Consider the following 21,933-nt stretch of genomic DNA (forward strand, 5'->3'; position numbering starts at 1 on the left):
GGCCCCCGCCGCGCCGCCGAACGAATCCGGCCAGCTGCGGACGCGGCGCGGTGGCCGGAGCCGGCCGGGCGCGGTTGCCCGTGCGGGCCCGCGCCCCCGTCGCGGCGACGGCTCAGGAACGCCGGCCGCGCGCTATCGCGGCGGCTATCCGCGGGGCGTCCCTGGCCAGTTCACGGATCATGCCGCTGATGGGATTGGTGAAGCCGGTGAAGTACAGCCCCGGTGCCGTGGGATGGGTCTCCCTGCCGTGCACCAGGGGCCGCCCGGCCCCGTCCAGCAGCCCCAGATGCGCCACCAGCGGTTCCAGCCCGCGCCGGTAGCCGGTCGCCGCGATCACCACCTCCGGGGTGATGGCGGTGCCGTCCGCCAGCAGGACCCGGTTCCCCTCGAAGCCTTCGACGGCACCGGTGATCTCGACCCTGCGCTTCTTCACCGCCCGGACCAGCCCCACGTCCTGCACCGGGATGGCCCCCGCCCTGGCCCGCGTGTACAGGCCGGTGGACGGGCGGGGCAGCCCGTACGGCGCCAGATCGGGCAGCAGCCGCGCCACCGGGCGCGCCGCACGGTCCACGATCCCCACCGGCAGCCGCCGGAACAGCACCCCGCTGGCCTGCGCCGGCCAGCCCAGCGTGGAGCGGCGCAGGATGTGCGGCGGGGTGCGCACCGCGAGCCGCACCCGCGAGGCGCCGCCCTTGCCGGACAGTTCGGCGGCTATCTCGGCGCCGGTGTTGCCGATGCCCACCACCAGGACGTCCTTGCCGGAGTACGGGCCCGGGTTGCGGTAACGGTGCGCGTGCAGCAGTTCCCCGCCGAACTCCTCGCGGCCCGGCCAGGGCGGTATCCACGGGGTGTGGTTGAAGCCGGTCGCCACGACGACGGCCGAGGCACGCAGCTTGCGCCCGCCGTTGGCGTGCAGCACCCACTCGCCGGGGGAGTCCCCGCCGTTCTCCACCCGGGAGACCTCGACGCCCGCCGCCAGGTCCAGTTGGTGGTGGATGGCGTACCGCTCCAGATAGCGCACGAAGTCGTCGCGGGAGACCCAGCGCCCGGCGGAACGCGGGATGGGCAGCCCCGGCAGGGAGGACCAGCGCCGGGTGGTGTGCAGATGGAGCCGGTCGTAGTGCCCGCGCCAGGAGGCGCCGACATCACCGGCCTTGTCGACCACGACGGCGCGTATGCCGCGCTGTTTGAGCGCCGCGGCGGCGGCGAGCCCGCCGGGACCCGCGCCGATGACATGGACCGGGGGGAGGGACACGGCTGATGCGGACTCGGACGTGGACATGGCGTTGAGGATACGCAGAACGGCCCGCGGGGACACCGGGTCCGACGGAGACAGGAACCGGCTCGCCGGCGCCCCCGCGCCGTGGAAAAGTCGCCCTGGCGCCGGTCAGGCGGCCGGCTTCTTGCCGGTGACGCCCAGGTGCACCAACTGCGTCAGCGCGGGCTTGAGATCGTTCTGCTTGGCGCCCAGCGACTGCAGGCTCTTGGGCTGCGCCGAGACCGCCGCGAGCATGGTGACCAGCGAACCGGCCAGCGCCGCCGAGGAGATGGCCGTGCCGCCACGGCCCTTGGCCTGGAGCGTGTCGATGGACTCGGTCAGCGGCTTCACGATCGCCCCCTGGATCCGGGTCCTGATGCGGACGAAACGGCGGTCGCCCTCCGCCGCCCCCAGGTCGATGACGCGCAGGATCGCGTCGTGCCGGCGCCAGAAGGCGAGAAAGCCGTCGACCAGTTCCTCCGCCGTGCGCCGGCCGGCCTTGCCGGTCCACGAGCGGCCCGCGACCAGTTCGGAGAGTGCCGCGGACTCGCGGAGCGTCACCTCCGCGATCTCCAGCACGGCCGCCTCGACGTCCGGAAAGTACTGGTAGAAGGTCGCCGGTGAGGTGCCCGCCTTGCGGGCCACGTCGATCACCTTGACATCGCGGTACGGCGAGCTGGCGAGCATCTTGCCCAGGCAGTCCAGCAGTTTCTGCCGAGTGGCCTGCCCGCGGCGGCCCGCGACCCGGCCGTCCACAGTCGTTACATGTCCTGTCATGCCGTCAGCTTATCGACGTATCCGAACGGCGCGATCCGGCCGCGTCCGAACGGGTAGCGGGGTGGTAGTGGGGCATACCCGGCCCCGGATTCGCGACTGTCAGTGGCGGAGGGAAGAATCGGTTCGACGGTCCGCCGGTGCCGTGAGCAATGAGATGCTGCTCGGGGGGCGGCATGAACGAACGAGCGTCCTGACGGGGAGGTGTCCAGCACGATGGTGCAGCAGCTGACGCAGCACGATCCGCGGCGGATCGGGCCGTTCGAGGTGCTGGGGCGGCTCGGGTCCGGCGGCATGGGGCTGGTCTACCTGGCCCGCTCGGCGTCCGGGCGCCGGGTGGCGATCAAGACGGTGCGCACGGAGCTGGCCGAGGACCAGCTGTTCCGGGTGCGCTTCACGCGCGAGGTCGAGGCGGCCCGCGCGGTCTCCGGCTTCTACACCGCCGCCGTCGTGGACGCCGACCCGCGGGCCGCCGTGCCGTGGCTGGCCACTGCCTACGTTCCCGCCCCCTCGCTGGAGGAGATCGTCAGCGAGTGCGGGCCGCTGCCCCCGCAGGCCGTGCGCTGGCTGGCGGCCGGGATCGCCGAGGCGCTCCAGTCCATCCACGGGGCCGGCCTGGTGCACCGCGACCTGAAGCCGTCCAACGTGCTGGTCGTGGAGGACGGGCCCCGGGTCATCGACTTCGGCATCGCCTCCGGGGTCTCCAACACCCGGCTGACCCTCACCAACGTCGCGGTCGGGACGCCCGCGTACATGTCGCCGGAGCAGGCCCGGGACTCACGCGGAGTGACGGGCGCCTCCGATGTGTTCTCGCTCGCCTCCACGCTGGTGTTCGCGGCCACCGGGCACGCCCCGTACCACGGCGCGAACCCGGTGGAGACGGTGTTCATGCTGCTGCGCGAGGGCCCCGATCTGGAGGGGCTGCCCGACGAGCTGCGCCCGCTGATCGACTCCCTCATGACCCAGAAGCCCGAGGAGCGGCCCACCCCGGCCGACCTCCAGGCGCGGCTGGCGCCGCACCTGTTCGCCTCCTCGGGCGACGACAGCGGCTCGGCGTCCGCGTGGCTGCCCGCGGGGGCCGTCGCGCTGATCGAGGAGCGGCGGCACCGCGGGCGCGGTACGCCGGCACCGGGCGGGACGCCGCCCCCGCCCCCGCCGCCGCGCCGTGATGAGCCGCAGGCACCGCCCACCCCGCCGCCGCCCCTTCCTCCGACTCCGCCGCCGCCTGTGCCGCGCGCCGAGGAGCCGCAGGTGCAGGTGCAGATCAAGGAACAGGCCACCGTCCGGCTGGCCGGCTCCCAGCTGCCCATCGGCCCGGGCCCGCGCCCGGCCGCCGTCCCCGCGCCCGCCCCCACGCCGGCTCCGGCCCCCGTCACGGTGCCGCCGGACTGGCGCCCCTGGCGTTTCCGCATGACGAACGACCTGTGGGGCACCCCGCTGGTCCGCGACGGGCTGCTGTACGTCACCTCCTTCGAGGTGCACGCCCTCGATGTGGCCAGCGGACGCAGACAGTTCAAGACCCGTGAGGTCGCCTGGTCGATGGCGGTCACCGGCGGGCGGGTGCTGGCCTCGGACGGCCCGAGCCTGTACGCGCTGGACGCCACCGACGGCTCCGACCGCTGGCGGGTGCCCACCGAGGGCTGGATTTACGGCCTGCGCGCCGAACGCGGCACGGTGCTGACCGCGACCCGGGGCGGCGGCGTGCAGGTGTGGGAGGCCGGCACCGGCGAGCAGCTGTGGGAGCTGTCCGGGGCGCACACCGACTTCGAGACCCGTGAGACCGCGCCCCTCATCCACGGCGGCGCGGTCTACGCGTGGGGAGAGGGCCAGCTGTACGTCCTGGAGGCGCGCACCGGCAGCGAGCTGTGGCGGTACCCGGTGGGCGACGCCACGGCCACCGGCGGCGTCCCGGTGCGGATATGCCCCACCGACGACGGGGTGGTGTACGTGACGGCCGGCTCGCGCGTGCTCGCCCTGGACACGGCGACCGGCGCGGAGCGCTGGCGCTTCGACACCCCGGCGGCCATCCTCGCGCCGCCCGCCTACGAACCGCCGTCCTCGCGGGCGGCCGGGATCTACTTCACGGATTACCTGGGCACCGTCTACGCGCTGGACCTGGCCACCGGTGACGACCGCTGGCGGATCGCGACCGAGGCGCGGCAGTCCACGGAGGCGGTGGTGGTGGCCGACGGCCTGGTGCATCTGGGCAGCGGGACGGCCATGTACACGCTGGACGCGGTGAGCGGCACCCCGCGCTGGCGCTTCGCGGCGGGCGACTCGATCGTGGGCAGCCCGGTGGTGAGCGAGGGCCGGGTGCACTTCGGGTCCGAGGACCACTGTCTGTACACGCTGGACGCGAGCAGCGGCCGGCTCACCTGGAAGCTGGAGACCGGCGGCGCCATCACGGGCAGCCCGGCGGTCTCGGGCGGCGTCGTGTTCGCGTGCAGCAAGGACCACTGCGTGTACGCGCTGGACGCCGCGCGGGGGACCCGGCAGGGCTGACCCGCTCTGCCGGACGTGCCGGTCCGCCGAAGAGGGGCCCGGACACGGTCATCAGGGAATCGAGGGAACGGGGCACAGACGGCATGACCATGCGTACACGGGGATCGGCGCGGACGGCGGCAGCGGCGGCGGTGGCGGCACTGCTGGTGCTGAGCGGCTGCGGCAGCGACGACGGGGCCGGCGAGGAGCCGAAGCAGCAGGAGCAGGAAGAGCAGCAGGACGCGCGGGACGGGGACGACGGGGACGAGGAGGGCTCCGCCTCGGACGATGAGGCGCGCGATCAGGAGTCGCGCGACCGGATCGCGGAGGACGAGGCCCGCTCGATCACGGGCGAGGGCCTGGACGGTGTGTGGGAGTCCATCGTCGACGACAACGACATCGAGACCCTCACCATCACCGGTGACACGGTGGAGACCACCGGACCGCTGAGCTGTCCCGGCACGGTGACAGGCGCGGCGGACCCGGAGCCGGTCATCGAGCTGGCCTGCGACGTCGAGAACCCCAACCGGGTACGCGGCACCCTGGAGCTGAACGAGGAGGGCAACCGCCTGTTCATCGGCTGGGAGGGCCAGGCCTGGGGCGGCATGATCGACAGCATGATCCGCGTCGGCTGACCGGGCCCCGGAACCGGACCCGCCGCCGGACCGCCCCCACCGGGCGGTCCGGCGCTGTCCGTCGGGCGCGTGCCCCGGGAGAGCGCCGCGCCGCCCCCAGGGGCGGCGCGGCGGCGTGCCGGGCGAACGGCCGGGTCCCGGACGAGACCGCCTAAGCGGCGTCCCGCCCCCGGCCGCCCTCGTCCTCACCCTCGTCGCCCGGCCGCCACCGGGGTCTGCGGTCCTGGGGCGGCGGGGGAGCGGCGCCGGTGCCCGGCGCGTCGCCCGCCGCCCAGGGCCCCTCCACCACCTCACCGTGCGACGGCTCCTCCGGGTACCGCTCGTGCCGAGGCCGGGCGTGCCGCCCCTGTCCCGACCGGCCGGCCATGGCCGCCGCCGAGAGCAGCAGCAGAAAGCCGCCGATCATGGTGCTCGCCCAGCCCCATCCCAGACCGCCCCGGCCGAACAGGAGGCTGTCGGCGACCTGGTACTGGCGGACCATCCACAGGATGGTGAAGCCCAGCACGAGCACCGAGGAGAGCAGGGAAAGCCACCCCGAGCGCAGGACGATCGCCAGCGCCGCGACGACCGCGGCCACGAGCATCACCAGGAACAGGCCGTTGAACAGTGCCGCCTTGTCCCCGGTGATCCCGGTCGAGGTGAACAACTGGGTGATCCGGAAGGAGCGGCCGGTGCGGGACCCGTACCAGTCCGCGAAGACTCCGAGCAGGGCCGCCGCCGCCCCGAGGACGGCGAGCACGGCCCCGAATGCGTTACGTACCATGCCTCGACCGTAAGCCGGTTCGAGTGACCCCGCATCTCCACCCCGCCCGCCGGGACCGGCGACGCCCCGCCGGACACCGCTTCCCGCGCGCGGCGCCGCACCGCCCCCCGCCCCTGCCCGACCTCGGCTGATCCGCACCCGGGGGCACCGGCTAGGGTCAGCGGCCATGGTGCCCCTTCCGGCCGTAGCCGTACGCTCCACCCCCACCGCGCTCACGCTCGTCGCCGCCGTGGTCTCCCTGGTCACCCTGCACCTGCTGCGGCTGGCCGGGACCGTGATCGGGACCTCCATAGCCGATCTGCCCGCTCTGCTGCCGGCCGCCGCCTGCGCCGCCGTCGCCGGGCCGCTGGTGTGGTGGCTGGGCCCGCGGCACGCGCTGCCCGCCGCACTCGGCACGCTCGCCGTGCTGTGGACGCTGCTGCTGGCCGAGCCGGTACGTGTCACGCCCGTCGTCGGCCTGGTGCTCGCCGTCGCGCTGGCCACGCTCGTCCTGGTCGTGCGGCGGCTGTCGGCCGTCGCCGAGGACGGTGCGGGACGGCTGGCGCGGGCGCTGGCGCTCGCGGTGGCCGCCGATGTGACGCTGCGTCTGTTCGGCGACCTGTGGGACCCGCTGTGGCACGGCGGGGCGCTCGCCGTCCTGCTCTCCCTGGCGCTGACCGCCCTGCTCGCCGCCGGCGCCTGGGTGGCCACCCTCGGCACCCCGCCGCCCGCCGTCGGCGGCGGCGTCCAGGTGGCGCTGCTCGGCCCGGCGCTCGGCCTGTACACGCTGCTCGGCTCCCCGGCGTTCCTCGCCGTGTGGGCCGGGATCCCGGTCACGCTGGCCGGGGTGTGGATCACGATGGGCACGGCGATCGGCGTCGCGGCGCTGTCCGTACCGCTGCCGCGCGGCGTGGTGATCGTGCTGCCGCTGGCCGTCGCCTTCGCCCTGCTGCCCTCGCCGCTCGCGGCCCCCGCCGTGCTGCTGGCGCTGGCCGTCCTGCCGTACGTGGTGCGCCGGGCGCTGACCGCCTGGGAGCGCACGGCGGCCACCGGGCACGGCGCGCTGGCCGACCTGGCGCTGGCCGGGGCGGGGTGCGGGGTGGGCTGTGCGCTGGTGCTGCTGCCCAGCCCGTGGCCGGTGGTGGCCGGGGCGATCGGGCTGGGCTGGGCGGCCGGGGAGGCCGCCGGTCCGGCCCGGCTGCTGCGGCCGTTCGGACCGGTGGTGGCGGCCAGCGTGCTGCTGGCGGTGCCGCCGCTGGCCGGGGCCGCCCGCCCGGCGGCCGACCCGCTGCCGGTGGACACGGCGGGCGGCATGTACCGCGTCCTCAACTGGGACGTGGCCGGCGCCTCGCCCCCCGAGGTGCTGACCGGCATCCAGGAATCGGGCGCACACGTGGTCGTCCTGCACGGCGTGCCGCGCGGCACCGTCGCCTCGGGCGGCCTCGACCTTCCGGCGTGGCTGGAGAAGCGGCTGTCGGCCGAGGCGGTGTGGGCGGCGGACGAGGGGGACCGGCAGACGGGAACCCTGGTCCTCACGAGCCTGCCGGTGAGCGAAACCGCCGCGGGGCCCTCGTACGCCGTGCTGACGGTGACCCTGACCGACGGCGAGCCCTCGAGGGTCGGTGCCGGTACGGGGCTCGGCGCGCTGCTGAGGGAGGAACCCCAGGTGCTGGCCCTGCCGCGGGCCGGGGTGTCCTCGCCGGAGGATTCCGGCTTCCACCCGGCGGGGGAGTCCCGGATCTTCGCGCGCGAGCTGCTGGAGTTCGGCCCGGCGGACACCAGCCCCCCGGCCGCCACGGTCTACGTCCCCTAGGTTCCGGCCCGGTCAACGGGCCCGGTCAGTCGGCTCGGTCGATCGGCCCGCACACGAAGAACGGCCCGGATGGCGCCCCCTCCACGCCACCCGGGCCGATCGGCACCGGATCTGTTCAGCAGCTCCCCCGCGTCCGCCGAACAGATCCCCCCTTGGAGACCGGCCGCGCACCCCTGTGCGGCCGGACACTGATGAGCATGACAGCCCGGCATAAACGACTGCTAAACGCGGAAGGACGGGCCCCGAAGGGCCCGTCCCCCTGCCGTCCGCACGGACGTCTCAGCCGGTCAAGGGACCGGCCTCACCTCCGTACCGGCCGTCATTCCGCGCCGGTGATGTGGGCGTCCCCGGCGGTCGGGGTGCTGGTGATGGAGCTGTCGCTGATGTGGGTGTCCCCCAGCGGCCGCACGGAGCTGATGTGGGTGTCGCCCAGCGGCCGCACGGAGCTGATGTGGGTGTCGCCCAGCGGGCGCTCCGAGCTGATGTGGGTGTCGCCCAGCGGGGTCACATCGGTTATGTGGCCGTCGCCGAGCGGCGCGTCGGCCGGCTGACCGCCACCCGCGATCGCCGGTGCCGCGGCCCCTCCGACCACCACGGCGGCGAGCGCCAGCGCCGGCAGAAGTCTCCTGGACAGGGTCATGTGTGCCTCCTATGACGAAGGAGATCCCCGCTGGTGCGGGGACCTGAAAGGCACCGGCACACGGACGGTGCCGGCGCCCGCTGTGGGTGAAAGATGCCCAGTCCCGCACAGCAAGAACCGGCTGCCTGTCGCGTCTCGCGGCAGCGCAGCCGGTTCCACTCGTGAAGGTCCGGGCCCGCGGATTCCCTTACTTGACGGGCTCGCCGGTGGTGCGGGTGTCCCCCGCCGGGGCCGGCTCGGAGGTGATGTGGGTGTCGCCCAGCGGCTTGACCGCACCCTTCCGCTTGGCCTTGGTCTTCGTGGGCTCGCCGGTGATGTGGGTGTCCTCGGCCGGGGCCGGCTCGGAGGTGATGTGGGTGTCGCCCAGCGGCTTGACGTCGGTCATGGTGGAACCCTCCCGTTTGAGAAGTGCGGTGGTGGTCGGACGAGCCAGGCCGCGTTTCCCCAGTTCCCCGCGGCCGACCACCCGGCAGTCCCCCTTAGCGGCTGCCGGGTCGGAACATTCCAGAGCACGATAAACGTTTGATGAATGGACCGGCCGATTTTTATTCGCGGTGTCAGACGTCGACCCGGCTGAGGAGGTTCCTGACCTCCTGGGCCTCGGGACTCCCGTTCTCCTCGAACGCCTCCAGCGCCGCTTCCCAACAGGCCCGGGCCCGGTCGGAGTGCCCGATGATGTGCAGTCCGCGCCCCAGAACGGTCAGCACCTTGGCCCGCCGCCACGGCCCGCCTATGTCCCGCAACTGTGCCAGCGAGTCCTCGGCCTTCGCCGCGGACTCCGCCGGCTGCTCCAGTGCCAGCAGCGCCTCGGCCTGCCGCAGCAGGGTCATCCCCTCCCACAACGGCTGCCGGTTCTCCCGGAAGATGGCAAGTGCCGCGGACAGCTCCCGCATGCCGTCGGAGGGCCTGCCGTCCTCGGTCAGGGCCACGCCCAGGGCGTAATGCCCGTTGGCCAGCCGCAGAATCGAATTGAGCCGCTGATAGATCGACAGCGCCCGGCCGGCCAGTTCCACGGCGCTGGCGCTCTGCCCGCCCCGGGACTGCACCCGGGACAGGTTGCTCAGAGCGCTCGCCTCACCCGCCTGATTGCCGTCCTCCTGGAACGCCCCGAGGGACTGGTGGAAGAACTCCTCTGCGTCCCGGGCACGGCCGTGGTAGTGGGCGATGATGCCGCGCTCCTGCAGCCCGTGGGCAGCCGCCACCGGGTCCTCGGCCACCACACCGAGCAGCATCGCGTGCTGGGCGTGCTCGTCCCCCTCCCGGAAGCGCCCGGAGAGGCTGTACGCGCTGGCGAGCGACACGTGCGCGCGCCCCTGGGCCAGCGCGTCCTCCGACTTCTGCGCCGCGGCCAGGACGGCCTCGCAACTGAGCAGGAACTGACGCGCGTACGTTCCCGACTCCGCCAGATCCCGCGCCATCAGCAGCAGATCCGCACCCGAGCGCACCCGGCCCATGCGCGTCACCTGGCGGGCCGCGCTCAGCAGGCAGTCCGCCTCCGCGAACAGCCAGTCCAGTGCCTGCTGGTTGCCGGCGAACGCGACCGGCTGCTGGTGCGTGGTCTCCAGATGCTCCACCATGCGGTCGCCCGGCCGTTCCATGGCGAACACCTTCGCCGTCGTCGCCAGGTAGAAGTCCAGCAGCCGCGTCGGCGCGGACTCCCCTTCGCCCGAGGAACGTTCGTCGCGCTCCGCGCAGGCACGCGCGAACAGCCGCACCAGGTCGTGGAAGCGGTAGCGGCCGGGGGCCGCCGATTCCAGCAGGGAGGTGTCCACCAGGGACTCCAGCAGATCCTCGGTGGTGTGCGCCTCCCGGTCCAGCAGAGCGGCCGCGGCCGCCACCGAGATGTCCGGGCCCTCGGCCAGACCCAGCAGCCGGAAGGCCCGGGCCTGCTCCGCCTCCAACTGCCCGTACCCCAGCTCGAAGGTGGCCGCCACCGCCTGGTCGCCCGCCTGGAGTTCGTCGAGCCGGCGCCGTTCGTCACTCAGCTTGCGGGCCAGTACCGACACCGTCCAGGTGCGCCGGCTCGCCAGCCGGGCCGCCGCGATCCTGATGGCCAGCGGCAGGAAGCCGCACGCCGCCACCACGTCCATCGCCGCGTCCCGCTCCGCGCCGACCCGCTCGCGCCCCACGATGCGGGTGAACAGCGTCAGCGCTTCCTCCGGGCTCATCACATCCAGGTCCACCAGATGCGCGCCCGCCAGGTCCACCATCCGGATCCGGCTGGTCACCAGGGCCGCACAGCCCGGAGTGCCCGGCAGCAGCGGGCGCACCTGGGCCGCGTCGCGCGCGTTGTCCAGCAGGGTCAGCACCCGCCGCCCGTCCAGCAGGGAACGGAAGAGCCCCGACCGCTCGGCGACCCCGCTGGGAATGGCCGAGTCGGCGACCCCCAGGGCCCGCAGGAACGCCCCGAGCACCGCCTCCGGATCGCTGGGGGCGGACCCCGAGCCCTGGAGGTCGACGTACAGCTGCCCGTCCGGGAACTGTTCGCGCGCCTCGTGCGCGACCTGCACCGCCAGTGTGGTCTTGCCGACCCCGCCGATCCCGGCCACTGCCGAGACCGCCATCACCCGCCCGCCCGACGTTCCCAGTTGCCGCCCCAGCTCGGAGACGAACGCGGCCCGGCCGGTGAAGTCCGGTACGGCGGCCGGGAGCTGTGCGGGGCGCACCAGCGGCGGGCCGCTCGATCCCGGCTCCGCGGGCTGCGCGAGCGAGGCGTCGGCGTTCAGGATCCGCTGCTGGAGGTCGGACAGTTCGGCGCGCGGCTCGACGCCCAGCTGGTCGATGAGGATGCGGCGCGCGTCCGCGTACACGGCCAGTGCCTCCGCCTGCCGGCCGCTGCGGTACAGCGCCAGCATCAGCAGCTCGCGCAGTCGCTCCCGCAGCGGGTGCACGGTGGTCAGCGCCGTCAGCTCGGAGACGGACTCGGCGTGCAGCCCGGCCTGGAGCGCCAGGTCGAGGCGGTTCTCCAGCAGCACCGCCTGTTCCTCGGCCAGCCGTGCCCGGTGCAGCTCGGCGTCCGGGCCCGGCACCCCGGCCAGCGGCTCGCCGTCCCACAACTCCAGGGCCGTCCCGTACAGTTCCAGCGCCTTGTCCAGGTCTCCCGCGGACGCGGCGGCGTCCGCCCGGGAGACGAGCTGCCGCATGTGGTCGAGGTCCAGCTCGTCGTGCGGCCCCAGCCGCAGCGCGTACCCGCCGAACTCGCTGACGAGGACGTCCACCCGGTCGCCCAGCGACTTGCGCATCCGCGAGGCGTAGGTGCGCAGGGCGGCCACCGCCTGCTGCGGCGCCTGTTCCCCCCATATCGCGTCCACCAGTTGCTGCGCGGTGGCGGTGCTCCCGCCGCGCAGCAGCAGCGCGGCCAGCAGGGCGCGTTGCTGAGGGCTTCCGGTGGGCAGTTCGGTCTCCCCGTTCCTGGCCCGTACCGGGCCCAGCACGGCGAACCGCAAGGCGGGCGTGCGCACCGGGATCCCCTTGCCTTCGGCCATGGTGTCCTCTGCTTCTCAACCGCTCGTGAACCGCTGCTCGGGCGAACGTTGGAGTCTATCGGTCTGAACTCTCCCCGATAAAGAGTGGGTTAGACATCCGCTGAGGGCGCAAGGGGTTTCCCAGCGATTCGTCCAGCTCACGCTCGTATGCTCGAGGAATGACGACAAGCGCGCAGGGACCCGGGCAGGGACCGACAGTGAACGCGATGCGGCGCGCGCTGCGCCGGGCGGACGACGGGGTGGCCCTGGACGCCGCCGAGGCCGAGGTGCTGCTCCAGGCCCGTGGCGAGGACCTCGAACGGCTGGCGGCCGCCGCGGGCCGGGTGCGGGACGCGGGGCTCGAAGCCGCCGGCCGCCCCGGGGTCATCACCTATTCCAAGAAGGTCTTCATTCCGCTGACCCGGTTGTGCCGGGACCGCTGTCACTACTGCACCTTCGTCACGGTGCCCGGCAAGCTGCGCCGCGAGGGCCACGGCATGTTCCTGTCCCCGGACGAGGTGCTGGACATCGCCCGCCGGGGAGCGGCCCTCGGCTGCAAGGAGGCGCTGTTCACGCTCGGGGACCGCCCCGAGGACCGCTGGCCCGAGGCGCGCGAGTGGCTGGAGGCCGAGGGCTACGACGACACCCTCGCCTATGTCCGGGCGATGGCGATCCGGGTCCTGGAGGAGACCGGGCTGCTGCCGCACCTCAACCCCGGCGTGCTGACCTGGACCGACTTCCAGCGGCTGAAGCCGGTCGCCCCGTCCATGGGCATGATGCTGGAGACCACCGCCACCCGCCTGTGGTCCGAGCCGGGCGGCCCGCACCACGGCTCGCCCGACAAGGAGCCGGCCGTGCGGCTGCGCGTCCTGGAGGACGCCGGGCGCTCCAACGTCCCCTTCACCACCGGGATTCTCATCGGCATCGGCGAGACGTACGCCGAGCGCGCGGACGCGCTGTTCGCGCTGCGCCGCACCGCCCGCGCGTACGGCGGCATCCAGGAAATCATCGTGCAGAACTTCCGCGCCAAGCCGGACACGGCGATGCGCGGCACCCCGGACGCCGAGGTGGCGGAGCTGGCCGCCACCATCGCCACCGCCCGGCTGCTGCTGGGCCCGGCCGCCCGCATCCAGGCGCCGCCCAACCTCGTCGACGAGCAGTACGCGCTCATCGTCCGGGCCGGCATCGACGACTGGGGCGGCGTCTCCCCGCTCACCCCCGACCACGTCAACCCCGAGCGCCCCTGGCCGGTGATCGACGCACTCGCCGCCCGGACCGCGGCGGCCGGTTTCGAGCTGCGCGAACGGCTCACGATCTACCCGGAGTTCATCCGGCGCGGGGAGCCGTGGCTGGACCCGCGACTGCTGCCGCACGTCCGCGCGCTGGCCGACCCGGACACCGGCCTGGCCCGCGCGGACGCGCTGCCGGCCGGGCTGCCGTGGCAGGAGCCGGACGAGCCGCTGACCGCCTCCGGCCGCACCGCGCTGCACCACGAGATCGACACGGCGGGACGGACCGGGGACCGCCGTACCGACTTCGACGAGGTGTACGGGGACTGGTCCGCGCTGCGCGAGGCGGCGGCCCCCGGCATGGTGCCGGAGAAGATCGACGCGGACGTACGGGAGGCCCTGTCGGTGGCGGCCACCGATCCGACGCGGCTGACCGACGCCCAGGCGCTGGCGCTGCTGCACGCCGAGGGCCCGGCGCTGGACGCGCTGTGCCGTACCGCCGACGATCTGCGGCGCGATGTGGTGGGGGACGGCGTGACGTACATCGTCACCCGCAACATCAACTTCACCAATGTCTGCTACACCGGCTGCCGGTTCTGCGCCTTCGCGCAGCGCCGCACCGACGCCGACGCGTACACCCTCTCCCTGGACCAGGTCGCCGAACGCGCCGCCCAGGCGTGGGAGGTGGGCGCCGTGGAGGTGTGCATGCAGGGCGGCATCCACCCCGATCTGCCGGGCGACGCCTACTTCGACATCGTGCGCGCGGTGAAGCAGCGGGTGCCGGGCATCCATGTGCACGCCTTCTCCCCGATGGAGGTCATCAACGGGGCGTCCCGTACGGGCCTGTCCATCCGCGAGTGGCTGATCGCCGCCAAGGAGGCGGGACTCGACTCGATCCCGGGCACGGCGGCGGAGATCCTCGACGACGAGGTGCGCTGGATCCTCACCAAGGGCAAGCTGCCGGCCGACACCTGGGTGGAGGTGATCTCCACCGCGCACGAGGTGGGGCTGCGCTCGTCCTCCACGATGATGTACGGGCACGTGGACAGCCCCCGGCACTGGCTGGGCCACTTCCGTACCCTGGCCGGCATCCAGCGGGCCAACGAGGAGAAGGGTGTGGCGGGTTTCACGGAGTTCGTGACCCTCCCCTTCATCCACACCAACGCCCCCGTCTACCTGGCCGGCATCGCCCGCCCCGGGCCCACCGCGCGCGACAACCGCGCGGTCACCGCGATGGCCCGGCTGCTCCTTCACCCCTACATCACCAATATCCAGACCAGCTGGGTGAAACTTGGGGCCGAGGGCGCCGCCGAGATGCTGCGATCGGGCGCCAATGACCTGGGAGGCACACTCATGGAGGAGACCATCTCCCGTATGGCCGGGTCGGCTTACGGCTCCTATCGCTCGGTGCAGGACCTGCGGGCGATCGCGGAGGCGGCCGGTCGGCCCTCACGGCTGCGGACCACGCTGTACGGGCCGGTCGGCGCCGAGCGTACGGAGGCCGCCCGGGCGGGCGACGGGCAGTTGCCGGAGCTGCTGCCGGTCCTGGGCACGGGCACCGGCGGTGGCCGGTGACGGCGCCGGTCGCCGGGGCCATATGGGGGCGGGCGGAGCAGCAGGAGTTCCGCTCCCGCGTGCGCGGCTGTCTGCTGGGCGGTGCGATCGGCGACGCGCTCGGCGCGGGCGTGGAGTTCGACTCGCTGGAGGCGATCCGCGCGACGCACGGCCCGCAGGGGGTGGGCGACTACGTCCAGGCGTACGGGCGGCGCGGGGCGGTCACCGACGACACGCAGATGACGCTGTTCACGGTGGACGGCCTGATCCGTGCCCATGTGCGGCGGGACACCGGCGCCTGGCACCCGCCCACCGACGTGCACGCCGCGTACCGCCGCTGGTACCGCACCCAGCACGAGTGGGGGCCCGACGAGCGGCGGGAGGGGGACGGCTGGCTGGCGCGCGAGGAGTGGCTGTACGCGCGCCGGGCGCCGGGCAACGCGTGTCTGAGCGGGCTGGCGGACGAGGCGATGGGCACGGTGGAGAAGCCCAAGAACCCCGACTCCAAGGGCTGCGGCACGGTGATGCGTTCGGCGCCGTTCGGGCTGCTGGTGGGCTGGGAGCCGCAGTTGGTGTTCCAGCTGGGGGTGGAGTGCGCCGCGCAGACGCACGGGCATCCCACGGGGCGGCTGGCGGCCGGGGCGTTCGCGGCGATCACGCACGCGCTGGTGCGCGGCGAGGGTCTGGACGCGGCGGTGCAGAAGGCGCTGGTGCAACTCGGCAGCTGGCCGGACCACGAGGAGACCACGGACGCCCTCAAACGGGCGCTGGGCGCCGTACGGCAGGGGCTGCCGTCCCCGGAACGGGTGGCGTCGCTGGGCGAGGGCTGGGTGGCCGAGGAGGCGCTGGCGATCGGCGTGTACTGCGCGCTGGTGGCCGAGGACATGGAGCACGGGCTGCTGCTGGCGGTCAACCACGGCGGTGACTCGGACTCCACGGGCTCGGTGTGCGGCAATCTGCTGGGCGCGCTGCACGGGGAGACCGCGCTGCCGCCCGGCTGGCTGGTGGAGTTGGAGGGCAGGGCGGCGATCGCCGAACTTGCGGACGACTTCGCCCTGGAGATGACGCAGGGCCCGGCGCTGCACGGCCCGGGGGAGTCGTCCGCGGCGTGGCTGGAGCGCTACCCGCGCGGCTGACCGGCCGGGGGTGCCCTCCCGGCGTGGTGGGAGAGAACGGGAGGGCACCCGTACCGCTGGTGTGCCGTGCCGGCACGGTGGCGCGGCTCAGCGCGGCGGGAACCCGGTGGTCCGTGTCACCGCGCCGACGAACACGGTCCAGGGTCCGGCACCGAACCCGAGCCGTGGCCCGTACGGCACTTTGGAGTCCCGGACGCTCAGCAGTGCGGGGGCGTCGGACCTCACCTCGAGACAGGCGCCGTTGCCGCCGGAATACGAGGATTTCGTCCAGGTGGGGGTGGTGCCCTGCTTCACTGCCATGGCTGCTCCGGCTCTCTCTCCCGGTGGGGGTGGGAGCGCCGCCGGGTGATCATGCGGCGGCGCATCGGAGCGACCGTACTCGTCCGGCCGGACACCTGACGGAGACCTTCACCCGACCGAATGATGAGCGCGTAATTCCCTTTACTGAAAAGGGTTTTGACACTACAATATGCGCCCGCTCGATCGCGGTGCGCTACGAAGCCTGCTTGACGAACTCCTCGAGCAGCCCCTCCAGAAAGTCCCTGGTCTGCTCGGGACTGAGCGCCTGCGCCCGCAGATGCTCGTACATCACGCTGTAATGCTGCACGTCATGGGGCTTCTCCAGATAAAGATCATTGGTGACCCCCTCCAGATACACCACCGTGGAATCCGAGTTCTCCGGGAACTCCATGATCGTGTACTGCCCGTTCACCCCCGGATGCGCGCCCGCCGAGAACGGCATCACCTGAAGTGTCACGTGCGGCAGCCGTGAACAGTCGAGCAGATGCTCGACCTGACCGCGCATCGTTTCCGCGCCACCCACCGCGCGCCGGAGCGCGCCCTCGTCCACCACCGCCCACAGCCGCAACGGGACCCGGTCCTCGTGGATCCGGTGCTGGCGCCGCAGCCGCACCTGCACCCGGCTGTCCACCTCCTCCGCCGCCACCTCCGGCAGCGCGCCGGCGATCACGGCCGCCGCGTAGTCGTGCGTCTGGAGCAGCCCGGGAACGACCTGCGGCTCGTACACGCGCAACGAGGACGCGTCCATCTCCAGGCCGATGTACACGCTGTAGGTGGGCGACAGTTCGGCGAACGCGTGCCACCAGCCCTGGAGCCGCGACTCGCGGGCCATCTGCATGAGGGACTCGATGAGCTTCTTGTCATCGACCTCGTACACGCCGCACAGATCGCGCACATCGCGCTGGCTTATGCTCCGGCGGCCGTTCTCCAGCCGGCTGATCTTGGACTGCGACACCAGCAGACGGTCGGCGACCTCCTCGGCCGTCATGCCTTTGTCCTCGCGAAGCCGCCGCAGTTCCTGCCCGAGTCTGCGTCGCCGGACAGTGGGATTGACATTGCCCGCCACTGACGGTGCACCTCCGTTGCGTAGATCGCGTGGATCACGTCGATCACGTGGATCAATATGACCGGTGCTCAGCAGCCTGCCATCTACGGAGGTGCGCCCGCTGGGAAACACCGGCATGGGGTACGACAGGGTGCGGTCTGCACCCTGTCGCACCCCATGCCGAATGCGGCTCCCGGTAGGTCTAGTGGGAGAGCGAACGGGACCGGACGCGGACGCCGCCGCCGTGGGCCGCCGCGCCCTTGCCCGCGCCCGCGGCAGCGGCAGCCGGCGCAGGGCCGACGGTGGCGGGGGTCCGCTCCGTCACCTGCTGTTGCTGCTGCTGTGCCTGGCGCCGGGCGGCGGCCTGGCCCGCCACTCCGTTCTGCACATCCATCACCGCGTGAGCCACCAGCCCGCCCATCGGGTCGTGCCGGATCAGATCCCGCAACCGGGAGCGGGATGACCGCCCCTCGTTCCCGGGATACAGATGCTTGCCGAGGCCCACCGCATGCGCGAGCGCCGCGAGCGCGGCGGTCCGGGCATCCGGCGGCGTACCGGTGCGGATGGCGGTGTCCAGCCGCGCCCGGATCTGCCGGCTGACGGCAGTGTCCGTCGCCTGATACCGGGTCGTCGGCAGTACGCCGCACATCTGGTTCTCGATCGCGTGCACCATGCCGCAGCGTTCGAGATGCGATAGGTACGTCTGGCGCAGCCCCAGGCGGGGCCCGCCGATCCAGTTGACCGCCCGCACGGGGCTGCCACGGCGGCGCAGCAGCTCCAGGGCGGAGTCCAAAGTGGGATCTCCAGTCGGCCGTGGCAGTACCACGGCAATGCGGTCCCCGTCTGGGGCTATCCGTCCTGCCAGAGCCAGCTCTACAAGCTGGGCCCCGGCCAGGCCGAGGTCGAGTGACTGCGGCTGTGCGGTGGTACCCGTGGCCGGGTCCAGAGCGAGCAGCAGCAGCTCCTCCGGAATGGTCCTACGACTCCTGCTCATCCATGCCTCCCCGCGTGGATGAAAGACAGGGTGACGCCTCTCACATGCTGCTGTCGAGAGTGCGTGGTTGATTTGTGATGGAACCCGTAGATATGTCGGCGCCGTCAAAGGGGAGGGAGAGCGTTTTTCCGCCACCCCGGGAGTGGTCAGCCATGGTGCACAGCACCCGGCAGACTGTTAGGGCCAGCGGCGAACGACATGAAGATCAGGTTGCTAGGGAGGCACGGTGGCGGGCGAGTCCCCGGACATCGCGGAGCGGGAGCAGGATCAGCAGGAGTCAGGGGGAAAGACGTCCGGCCCCCCGGAAACAGTTCCCACCCCGGAGGACCCCCGCGCGACGACTCCGCCGGACGCGACCCTGAGCTTCTCGCCGACGTCCGACACGGAGCGGGAGCCGTCCCCGGCGGACGAGGCCGAGGACGCCGGGACGGCCACGGCTGACGGTGCGGGCCCGGTCCCGCCGAAGCAGCCGAAGCCGAAGCCGAAGCCGGACGTGCGGGGTTCGGAGGAGGCGAAGTCCGGCGGCGACGCGGGCGAAGCGGGCACCGGTGCGGGCACCGACCGCTCGGACGCGACGCTGCACTTCTCGCCCGCTGCCGCGCCGCGCGACAAGGACGCCGCGACACCGGCGGGCTCCGACGCGTCCGCCGACGAGGCCGGCGACGCTCCGGCGAAGCCCGGCGCGGCCGGGCGGAAGACCGCCGGTGGAAAGTCGTCCGGGCCGGTGCGGCCTGAGCACGACGAGCCCGCCGGCTCGGACGCCACGGACAGCACCGGTACCCCGTCGGAGCCGGAGCAGCGGGACGACCGTGCCCCCGCCGGCTCGGACGCGACGATGGTGTTCTCGGCCGGGGCCGCGACCGCGGACGGTCGCGACGTCCCGGCGAAGGCCGCGGACGGCTCGGAGCCCGCCCCGGCGAAGCCGAGCGCCGCGCCAGCGGCGGCCGGGGCCGTGGACGGTGGGGATTCCCCGCCGCCGAAGCCCCGTTCCGCTCCCGGCACGAACGAGTCCCCCGCCGGGGCGGAGGAGGACACGCCGGACAAGGACGCCGCGCGTTCCATACCGGCGGAGCCGGCCGGTGCCGCCGGGGAGGACTCCCCGGGCCCGGCGGACGGTGCCGGCCAGGTCCCGCCGAAGCCCGCCACGGCGCCAGCCGCCGGTGGCAAGGCTCCGAAGGAGGACCCCCGTTCCGCCTCGGGCGCCGTGCCCCCGAAGGACGACTCCGGCCCGGACACCCCGGGCGAACCCGCCCCCGCCTCCGGTGGCGACGGTCCGGGCCGCGGTGGGGCCGATCTGCGGAAGTCCCCCGCCGTCCGGACCGAGGCACCGGCCAAGCCCGACGCACGACCCGCGACCCCCGCCAAGCCCACCGACGCCCCGGCGAAGCCCGCTGACGCGCCCGCGAAGCCCGAGGCTCAGCCTGCCGCGTCGGCCGCGCCCGCCGCCCCCGTCACGGCTCCGCCGCCGCCCGCCGGTCCGCCGCCCGTGGCGGACTCCGAGCGGGAGCCCCTCGAACTGCTCGCCGCACTCACCAACACGCCCCCGCCGCCGCCCACGCCGCTGCGCACCTTCGTGCGGCGGGTCAAGATCTGGACGCCCCTGGTCGTCCTGCTCCTGGTGATCTTCTCCGTGGCGCAGTCCCTGCGTCCGCTGCCGGAACCCACCCTCCGGCTCACCGCCGCCGAGTCCTTCACCTTCGACGGCGAGGTGCCCGCAGCGCCCTGGCCGGCCTCCGGCCAGGCGGCGCTCGACGTGGACGGCATCGGTACGTTCGGCACCTCGGGCGATCAGGAACCGGTGCCGATCGCCTCGGTCGCCAAGGTCATGACGGCCTACATCCTCATGCGGGACCACCCCATGGAGTCCGATCCCGAGTCCACCGGCGCGGAGATCCCGGTCGACCAGAAGGCCGAGGACGAGGTGGCCCTGGGCGACTCGGACGACGAGTCCGTCGTCTCCGTCACCAGCGGCGAAGTCCTCACCCAGCGCGAGGCCCTGCAGGCGATCATGATCGCCTCCGCCAACAACGTGGCCCGTCTCGTCGCCCGCTGGGACGCCGGTTCCGAGGCCGACTTCGTCGCCAAGATGAACGAGACCGCCGCCGAACTCGGCATGAAGAACACCACCTACACCGACCCGTCCGGCCTCAGCCCCGACACGGTCAGCACTGCCGAGGACCAGGTCATCCTGGGCAAGGCGGCCATGGAGGACCCGGTCTTCCGGCAGGTCGTGCGGCTGCCCGAGTACTACGACAGCAGTGGTGAGCGGCAGGGCAACTGGAACCACCTCGTGCCCATGAACGGCACGGTCGGCATCAAGACCGGCACCACGACCACCGCCCTGGGCAACCTCCTCTTCGCCGCCGAGCAGACCGTGGGCGAGGAGACCCGCCTGATCATCGGCGCGGTGCTGCGCCAGCCGCCGGACCCCGTCGACCTGTCCATCCTCACCGGGGCGCTCAACGCTGGAAGGGAACTGATCTCCTTCGCCCAGGAGGAACTGATCGAGGAGACGGTGCTGAGCGCCGGCGATGTCGTCGGGTACGTGGACGACGGGCTCGGCGGGCGTACCCCGGTCACCGTCACCGAGGACGTGCGGGCGGCGGGCTGGCCGGGCCTGAAGCTCACGCTGGAGCTGAACGGCGGCGAGGGCGACGAGGCCCTGCCGCACACCGCCTCCGCCGGTACCGAGGTCGGCACGCTCACCGTCGGAGACGGCAGCGGGGGCAGCGAGACCACCGTCCCGGTGGCGCTGCGACACGATCTGACGGAGCCCGGCTTCACGGCCAGGCTCGGCCGGCTGGGCTGATCCGCCCCGCCGACCCGCGCCCCCGCGAACGGCCCCCGGAACCGGACCGGCCCCGTACCGCGCGGTACGGGGCCGGTGGCCGTTCCAGGGGATAGCATCGCCCAGTGGCGCGATCACCACAGGACGAGGCGGCGTGGCAGGACCTGGACCCGGCCACCCGGGCGAGGATGGACTTCCTCGACCCGGAGGACTTCACCGTGGGCCCCACGGCGGAGGGCGCCGAGCAGTGGCGGCGCTTCACCGCCATTCTCGACAAGGCCGAGAACTACCGCTCCGGCCGGTGAGCCGGTCCCCCGCGCCGCCGGTCCCCGGCCTCAGGCCGGGCAGGTGTTCAGCATGGCGCTCAGCTCGTCGTGCTCGTCCTGGGTGACCGTCAGGTCGTACTCGTGCTTGACCCGGGTCCAGGCCAGCCCGTACTCGCACCAGAACTCCTCCAGCGGCGGCTGCCAGTCCTCGGGGCCCTGGTCACCCTTGGAGCGGTTGGAGGAGGCGCTGACGCCCAGCAGCTGCGGGTGGGTCAGGTCGTTGGCGAAGGCGGCCCGCCGGTCGTTGTCCCAGCTGTCCGCCCCCGAGCGCCAGGCGTTGGCGAGCGGCACCATGTGGTCGATGTCCACGTCCTTGGCCTCGTTCAGGGTCTCCCCGTCGTAGGCGCTGTACCAGCTGCCCGAGGTGGGCTGGCACTTGTCGTCCGTGACCACGTCCTCGCCGTCGCGCAGCAGCGTCTGCTGGCGGGCCGTGCAGCCGTCCTGGGAGGCCCAGTGCGGGAACTTGTCCCGGTCGTAGCCCGTCATGGGCCGCTGTTCGGCCACGGTGAGCTCGCCGAGCTGGGTCCTGGCGTCCTCGGGGGTGGGCAGACCGGGGAGCGCCGTGACGATGAAGTCGGTGGCCGGCGGGGCGCCGTCGGCCGGGGGCGCGGACGGGGCCGGGTCGCCGTCCGCCGCGTCGGTGAAGTCCTCGGCGGTGCAGCCGCCGAGCGCCAGCGTGCCGCTGAGCGCTACGGCGACCGCGACCGCGACTGTGTGTTTCCGGCTCCGGCCGCGCATGCGCCCACCCCATGTA

The 21,933-nt window shown here is 73.3% G+C and carries 17 protein-coding genes; 7 read left to right on the plus strand and 10 right to left on the minus strand.

The window, feature by feature from the left end:
• Positions 1-112: 112 nt before the first annotated feature.
• Both SXIM_RS16355 and SXIM_RS16360 read right to left on the minus strand, forming a co-directional pair.
• Positions 113-1,282: a flavin-containing monooxygenase gene (locus SXIM_RS16355; RefSeq protein ID WP_046724517.1), complete on the minus strand. Its 1,170-nt coding sequence runs from the start codon at positions 1,280-1,282 to the stop codon at positions 113-115.
• 105 nt (positions 1,283-1,387) lie between these two features.
• Positions 1,388-2,035 carry a TetR family transcriptional regulator gene (locus SXIM_RS16360; RefSeq protein WP_030729206.1) on the minus strand — a complete coding sequence of 216 codons (648 nt, stop codon included), beginning with the start codon at positions 2,033-2,035 and terminating at the stop codon, positions 1,388-1,390.
• Between the two features lie 213 nt (positions 2,036-2,248).
• Between SXIM_RS16360 and SXIM_RS16365 the strand changes: the two genes are divergently transcribed.
• Both SXIM_RS16365 and SXIM_RS16370 read left to right on the plus strand, forming a co-directional pair.
• Positions 2,249-4,534, plus strand: coding sequence for a serine/threonine-protein kinase (locus SXIM_RS16365; RefSeq protein WP_030729203.1), 2,286 nt, complete (start codon positions 2,249-2,251; stop codon positions 4,532-4,534).
• Positions 4,535-4,623: 89 nt separating this feature from the next.
• Positions 4,624-5,148, plus strand: a complete 525-nt coding sequence (locus SXIM_RS16370; RefSeq protein ID WP_168222773.1) for a hypothetical protein — start codon at positions 4,624-4,626, stop codon at positions 5,146-5,148.
• A gap of 151 nt (positions 5,149-5,299) precedes the next feature.
• On the opposite strand, the gene SXIM_RS16375 is transcribed toward SXIM_RS16370, so the two are convergent.
• Complete coding sequence (locus SXIM_RS16375; protein ID WP_030729198.1) at positions 5,300-5,911, minus strand: hypothetical protein; 612 nt, start codon at positions 5,909-5,911, stop codon at positions 5,300-5,302.
• A gap of 166 nt (positions 5,912-6,077) precedes the next feature.
• Between SXIM_RS16375 and SXIM_RS16380 the strand changes: the two genes are divergently transcribed.
• Entirely contained in the window at positions 6,078-7,703 is a 1,626-nt protein-coding gene (locus SXIM_RS16380) for a hypothetical protein (RefSeq protein ID WP_030729195.1), read from the plus strand.
• A gap of 319 nt (positions 7,704-8,022) precedes the next feature.
• On the opposite strand, the gene SXIM_RS16385 is transcribed toward SXIM_RS16380, so the two are convergent.
• The 3 genes from SXIM_RS16385 to afsR all read right to left on the minus strand — a co-directional run bounded on the left by SXIM_RS16385 (position 8,023) and on the right by afsR (position 11,828).
• On the minus strand, positions 8,023-8,343 hold the full coding sequence (locus SXIM_RS16385; protein WP_030729192.1) for a hypothetical protein: 321 nt from the start codon (positions 8,341-8,343) through the stop codon (positions 8,023-8,025).
• 187 nt (positions 8,344-8,530) lie between these two features.
• Entirely contained in the window at positions 8,531-8,728 is a 198-nt protein-coding gene (locus SXIM_RS16390) for a hypothetical protein (RefSeq protein WP_148236124.1), read from the minus strand.
• Positions 8,729-8,900: 172 nt separating this feature from the next.
• Positions 8,901-11,828 (minus strand): SARP-family global regulator AfsR, encoded by a 2,928-nt coding sequence (gene afsR / locus SXIM_RS16395; RefSeq protein WP_030729186.1) that lies wholly within the window; start codon positions 11,826-11,828, stop codon positions 8,901-8,903.
• A gap of 158 nt (positions 11,829-11,986) precedes the next feature.
• Between afsR and SXIM_RS16400 the strand changes: the two genes are divergently transcribed.
• Entirely contained in the window at positions 11,987-14,611 is a 2,625-nt protein-coding gene (locus SXIM_RS16400) for a bifunctional FO biosynthesis protein CofGH (protein WP_046724519.1), read from the plus strand.
• The gene (locus tag SXIM_RS16405; protein WP_046724521.1) at positions 14,608-15,726 is read left to right on the plus strand and encodes an ADP-ribosylglycohydrolase family protein; all 1,119 of its coding nucleotides are present in this window, start codon (positions 14,608-14,610) and stop codon (positions 15,724-15,726) included. The genes SXIM_RS16400 and SXIM_RS16405 overlap by 4 nt, the downstream gene beginning before the upstream one ends.
• Before the next feature lie 87 nt (positions 15,727-15,813).
• Here the strand turns inward: SXIM_RS16405 and SXIM_RS16410 are convergent, their stop codons facing one another.
• The 3 genes from SXIM_RS16410 to SXIM_RS16420 all read right to left on the minus strand — a co-directional run bounded on the left by SXIM_RS16410 (position 15,814) and on the right by SXIM_RS16420 (position 18,065).
• Positions 15,814-16,026, minus strand: coding sequence for a DUF397 domain-containing protein (locus SXIM_RS16410; protein WP_030729178.1), 213 nt, complete (start codon positions 16,024-16,026; stop codon positions 15,814-15,816).
• 193 nt (positions 16,027-16,219) lie between these two features.
• Entirely contained in the window at positions 16,220-17,092 is an 873-nt protein-coding gene (locus SXIM_RS16415) for a helix-turn-helix domain-containing protein (RefSeq protein ID WP_030729174.1), read from the minus strand.
• Positions 17,093-17,273: 181 nt separating this feature from the next.
• Positions 17,274-18,065, minus strand: a complete 792-nt coding sequence (locus SXIM_RS16420; protein WP_046724524.1) for a GOLPH3/VPS74 family protein — start codon at positions 18,063-18,065, stop codon at positions 17,274-17,276.
• A gap of 226 nt (positions 18,066-18,291) precedes the next feature.
• Between SXIM_RS16420 and SXIM_RS28165 the strand changes: the two genes are divergently transcribed.
• Positions 18,292-20,874: a D-alanyl-D-alanine carboxypeptidase gene (locus tag SXIM_RS28165; RefSeq protein ID WP_030729169.1), complete on the plus strand. Its 2,583-nt coding sequence runs from the start codon at positions 18,292-18,294 to the stop codon at positions 20,872-20,874.
• A 104-nt stretch (positions 20,875-20,978) separates the two neighbouring features.
• The gene (locus SXIM_RS16430) at positions 20,979-21,158 is read left to right on the plus strand and encodes a hypothetical protein (protein ID WP_053116221.1); all 180 of its coding nucleotides are present in this window, start codon (positions 20,979-20,981) and stop codon (positions 21,156-21,158) included.
• A 30-nt stretch (positions 21,159-21,188) separates the two neighbouring features.
• Here the strand turns inward: SXIM_RS16430 and SXIM_RS16435 are convergent, their stop codons facing one another.
• The gene (locus SXIM_RS16435; RefSeq protein WP_046724526.1) at positions 21,189-21,917 is read right to left on the minus strand and encodes an HNH endonuclease family protein; all 729 of its coding nucleotides are present in this window, start codon (positions 21,915-21,917) and stop codon (positions 21,189-21,191) included.
• Between the last annotated feature and the right edge of the window lie 16 nt (positions 21,918-21,933).

The sequence above is a fragment of the Streptomyces xiamenensis genome (assembly GCF_000993785.3).
In the GTDB taxonomy this organism is placed as follows: domain Bacteria; phylum Actinomycetota; class Actinomycetes; order Streptomycetales; family Streptomycetaceae; genus Streptomyces; species Streptomyces xiamenensis.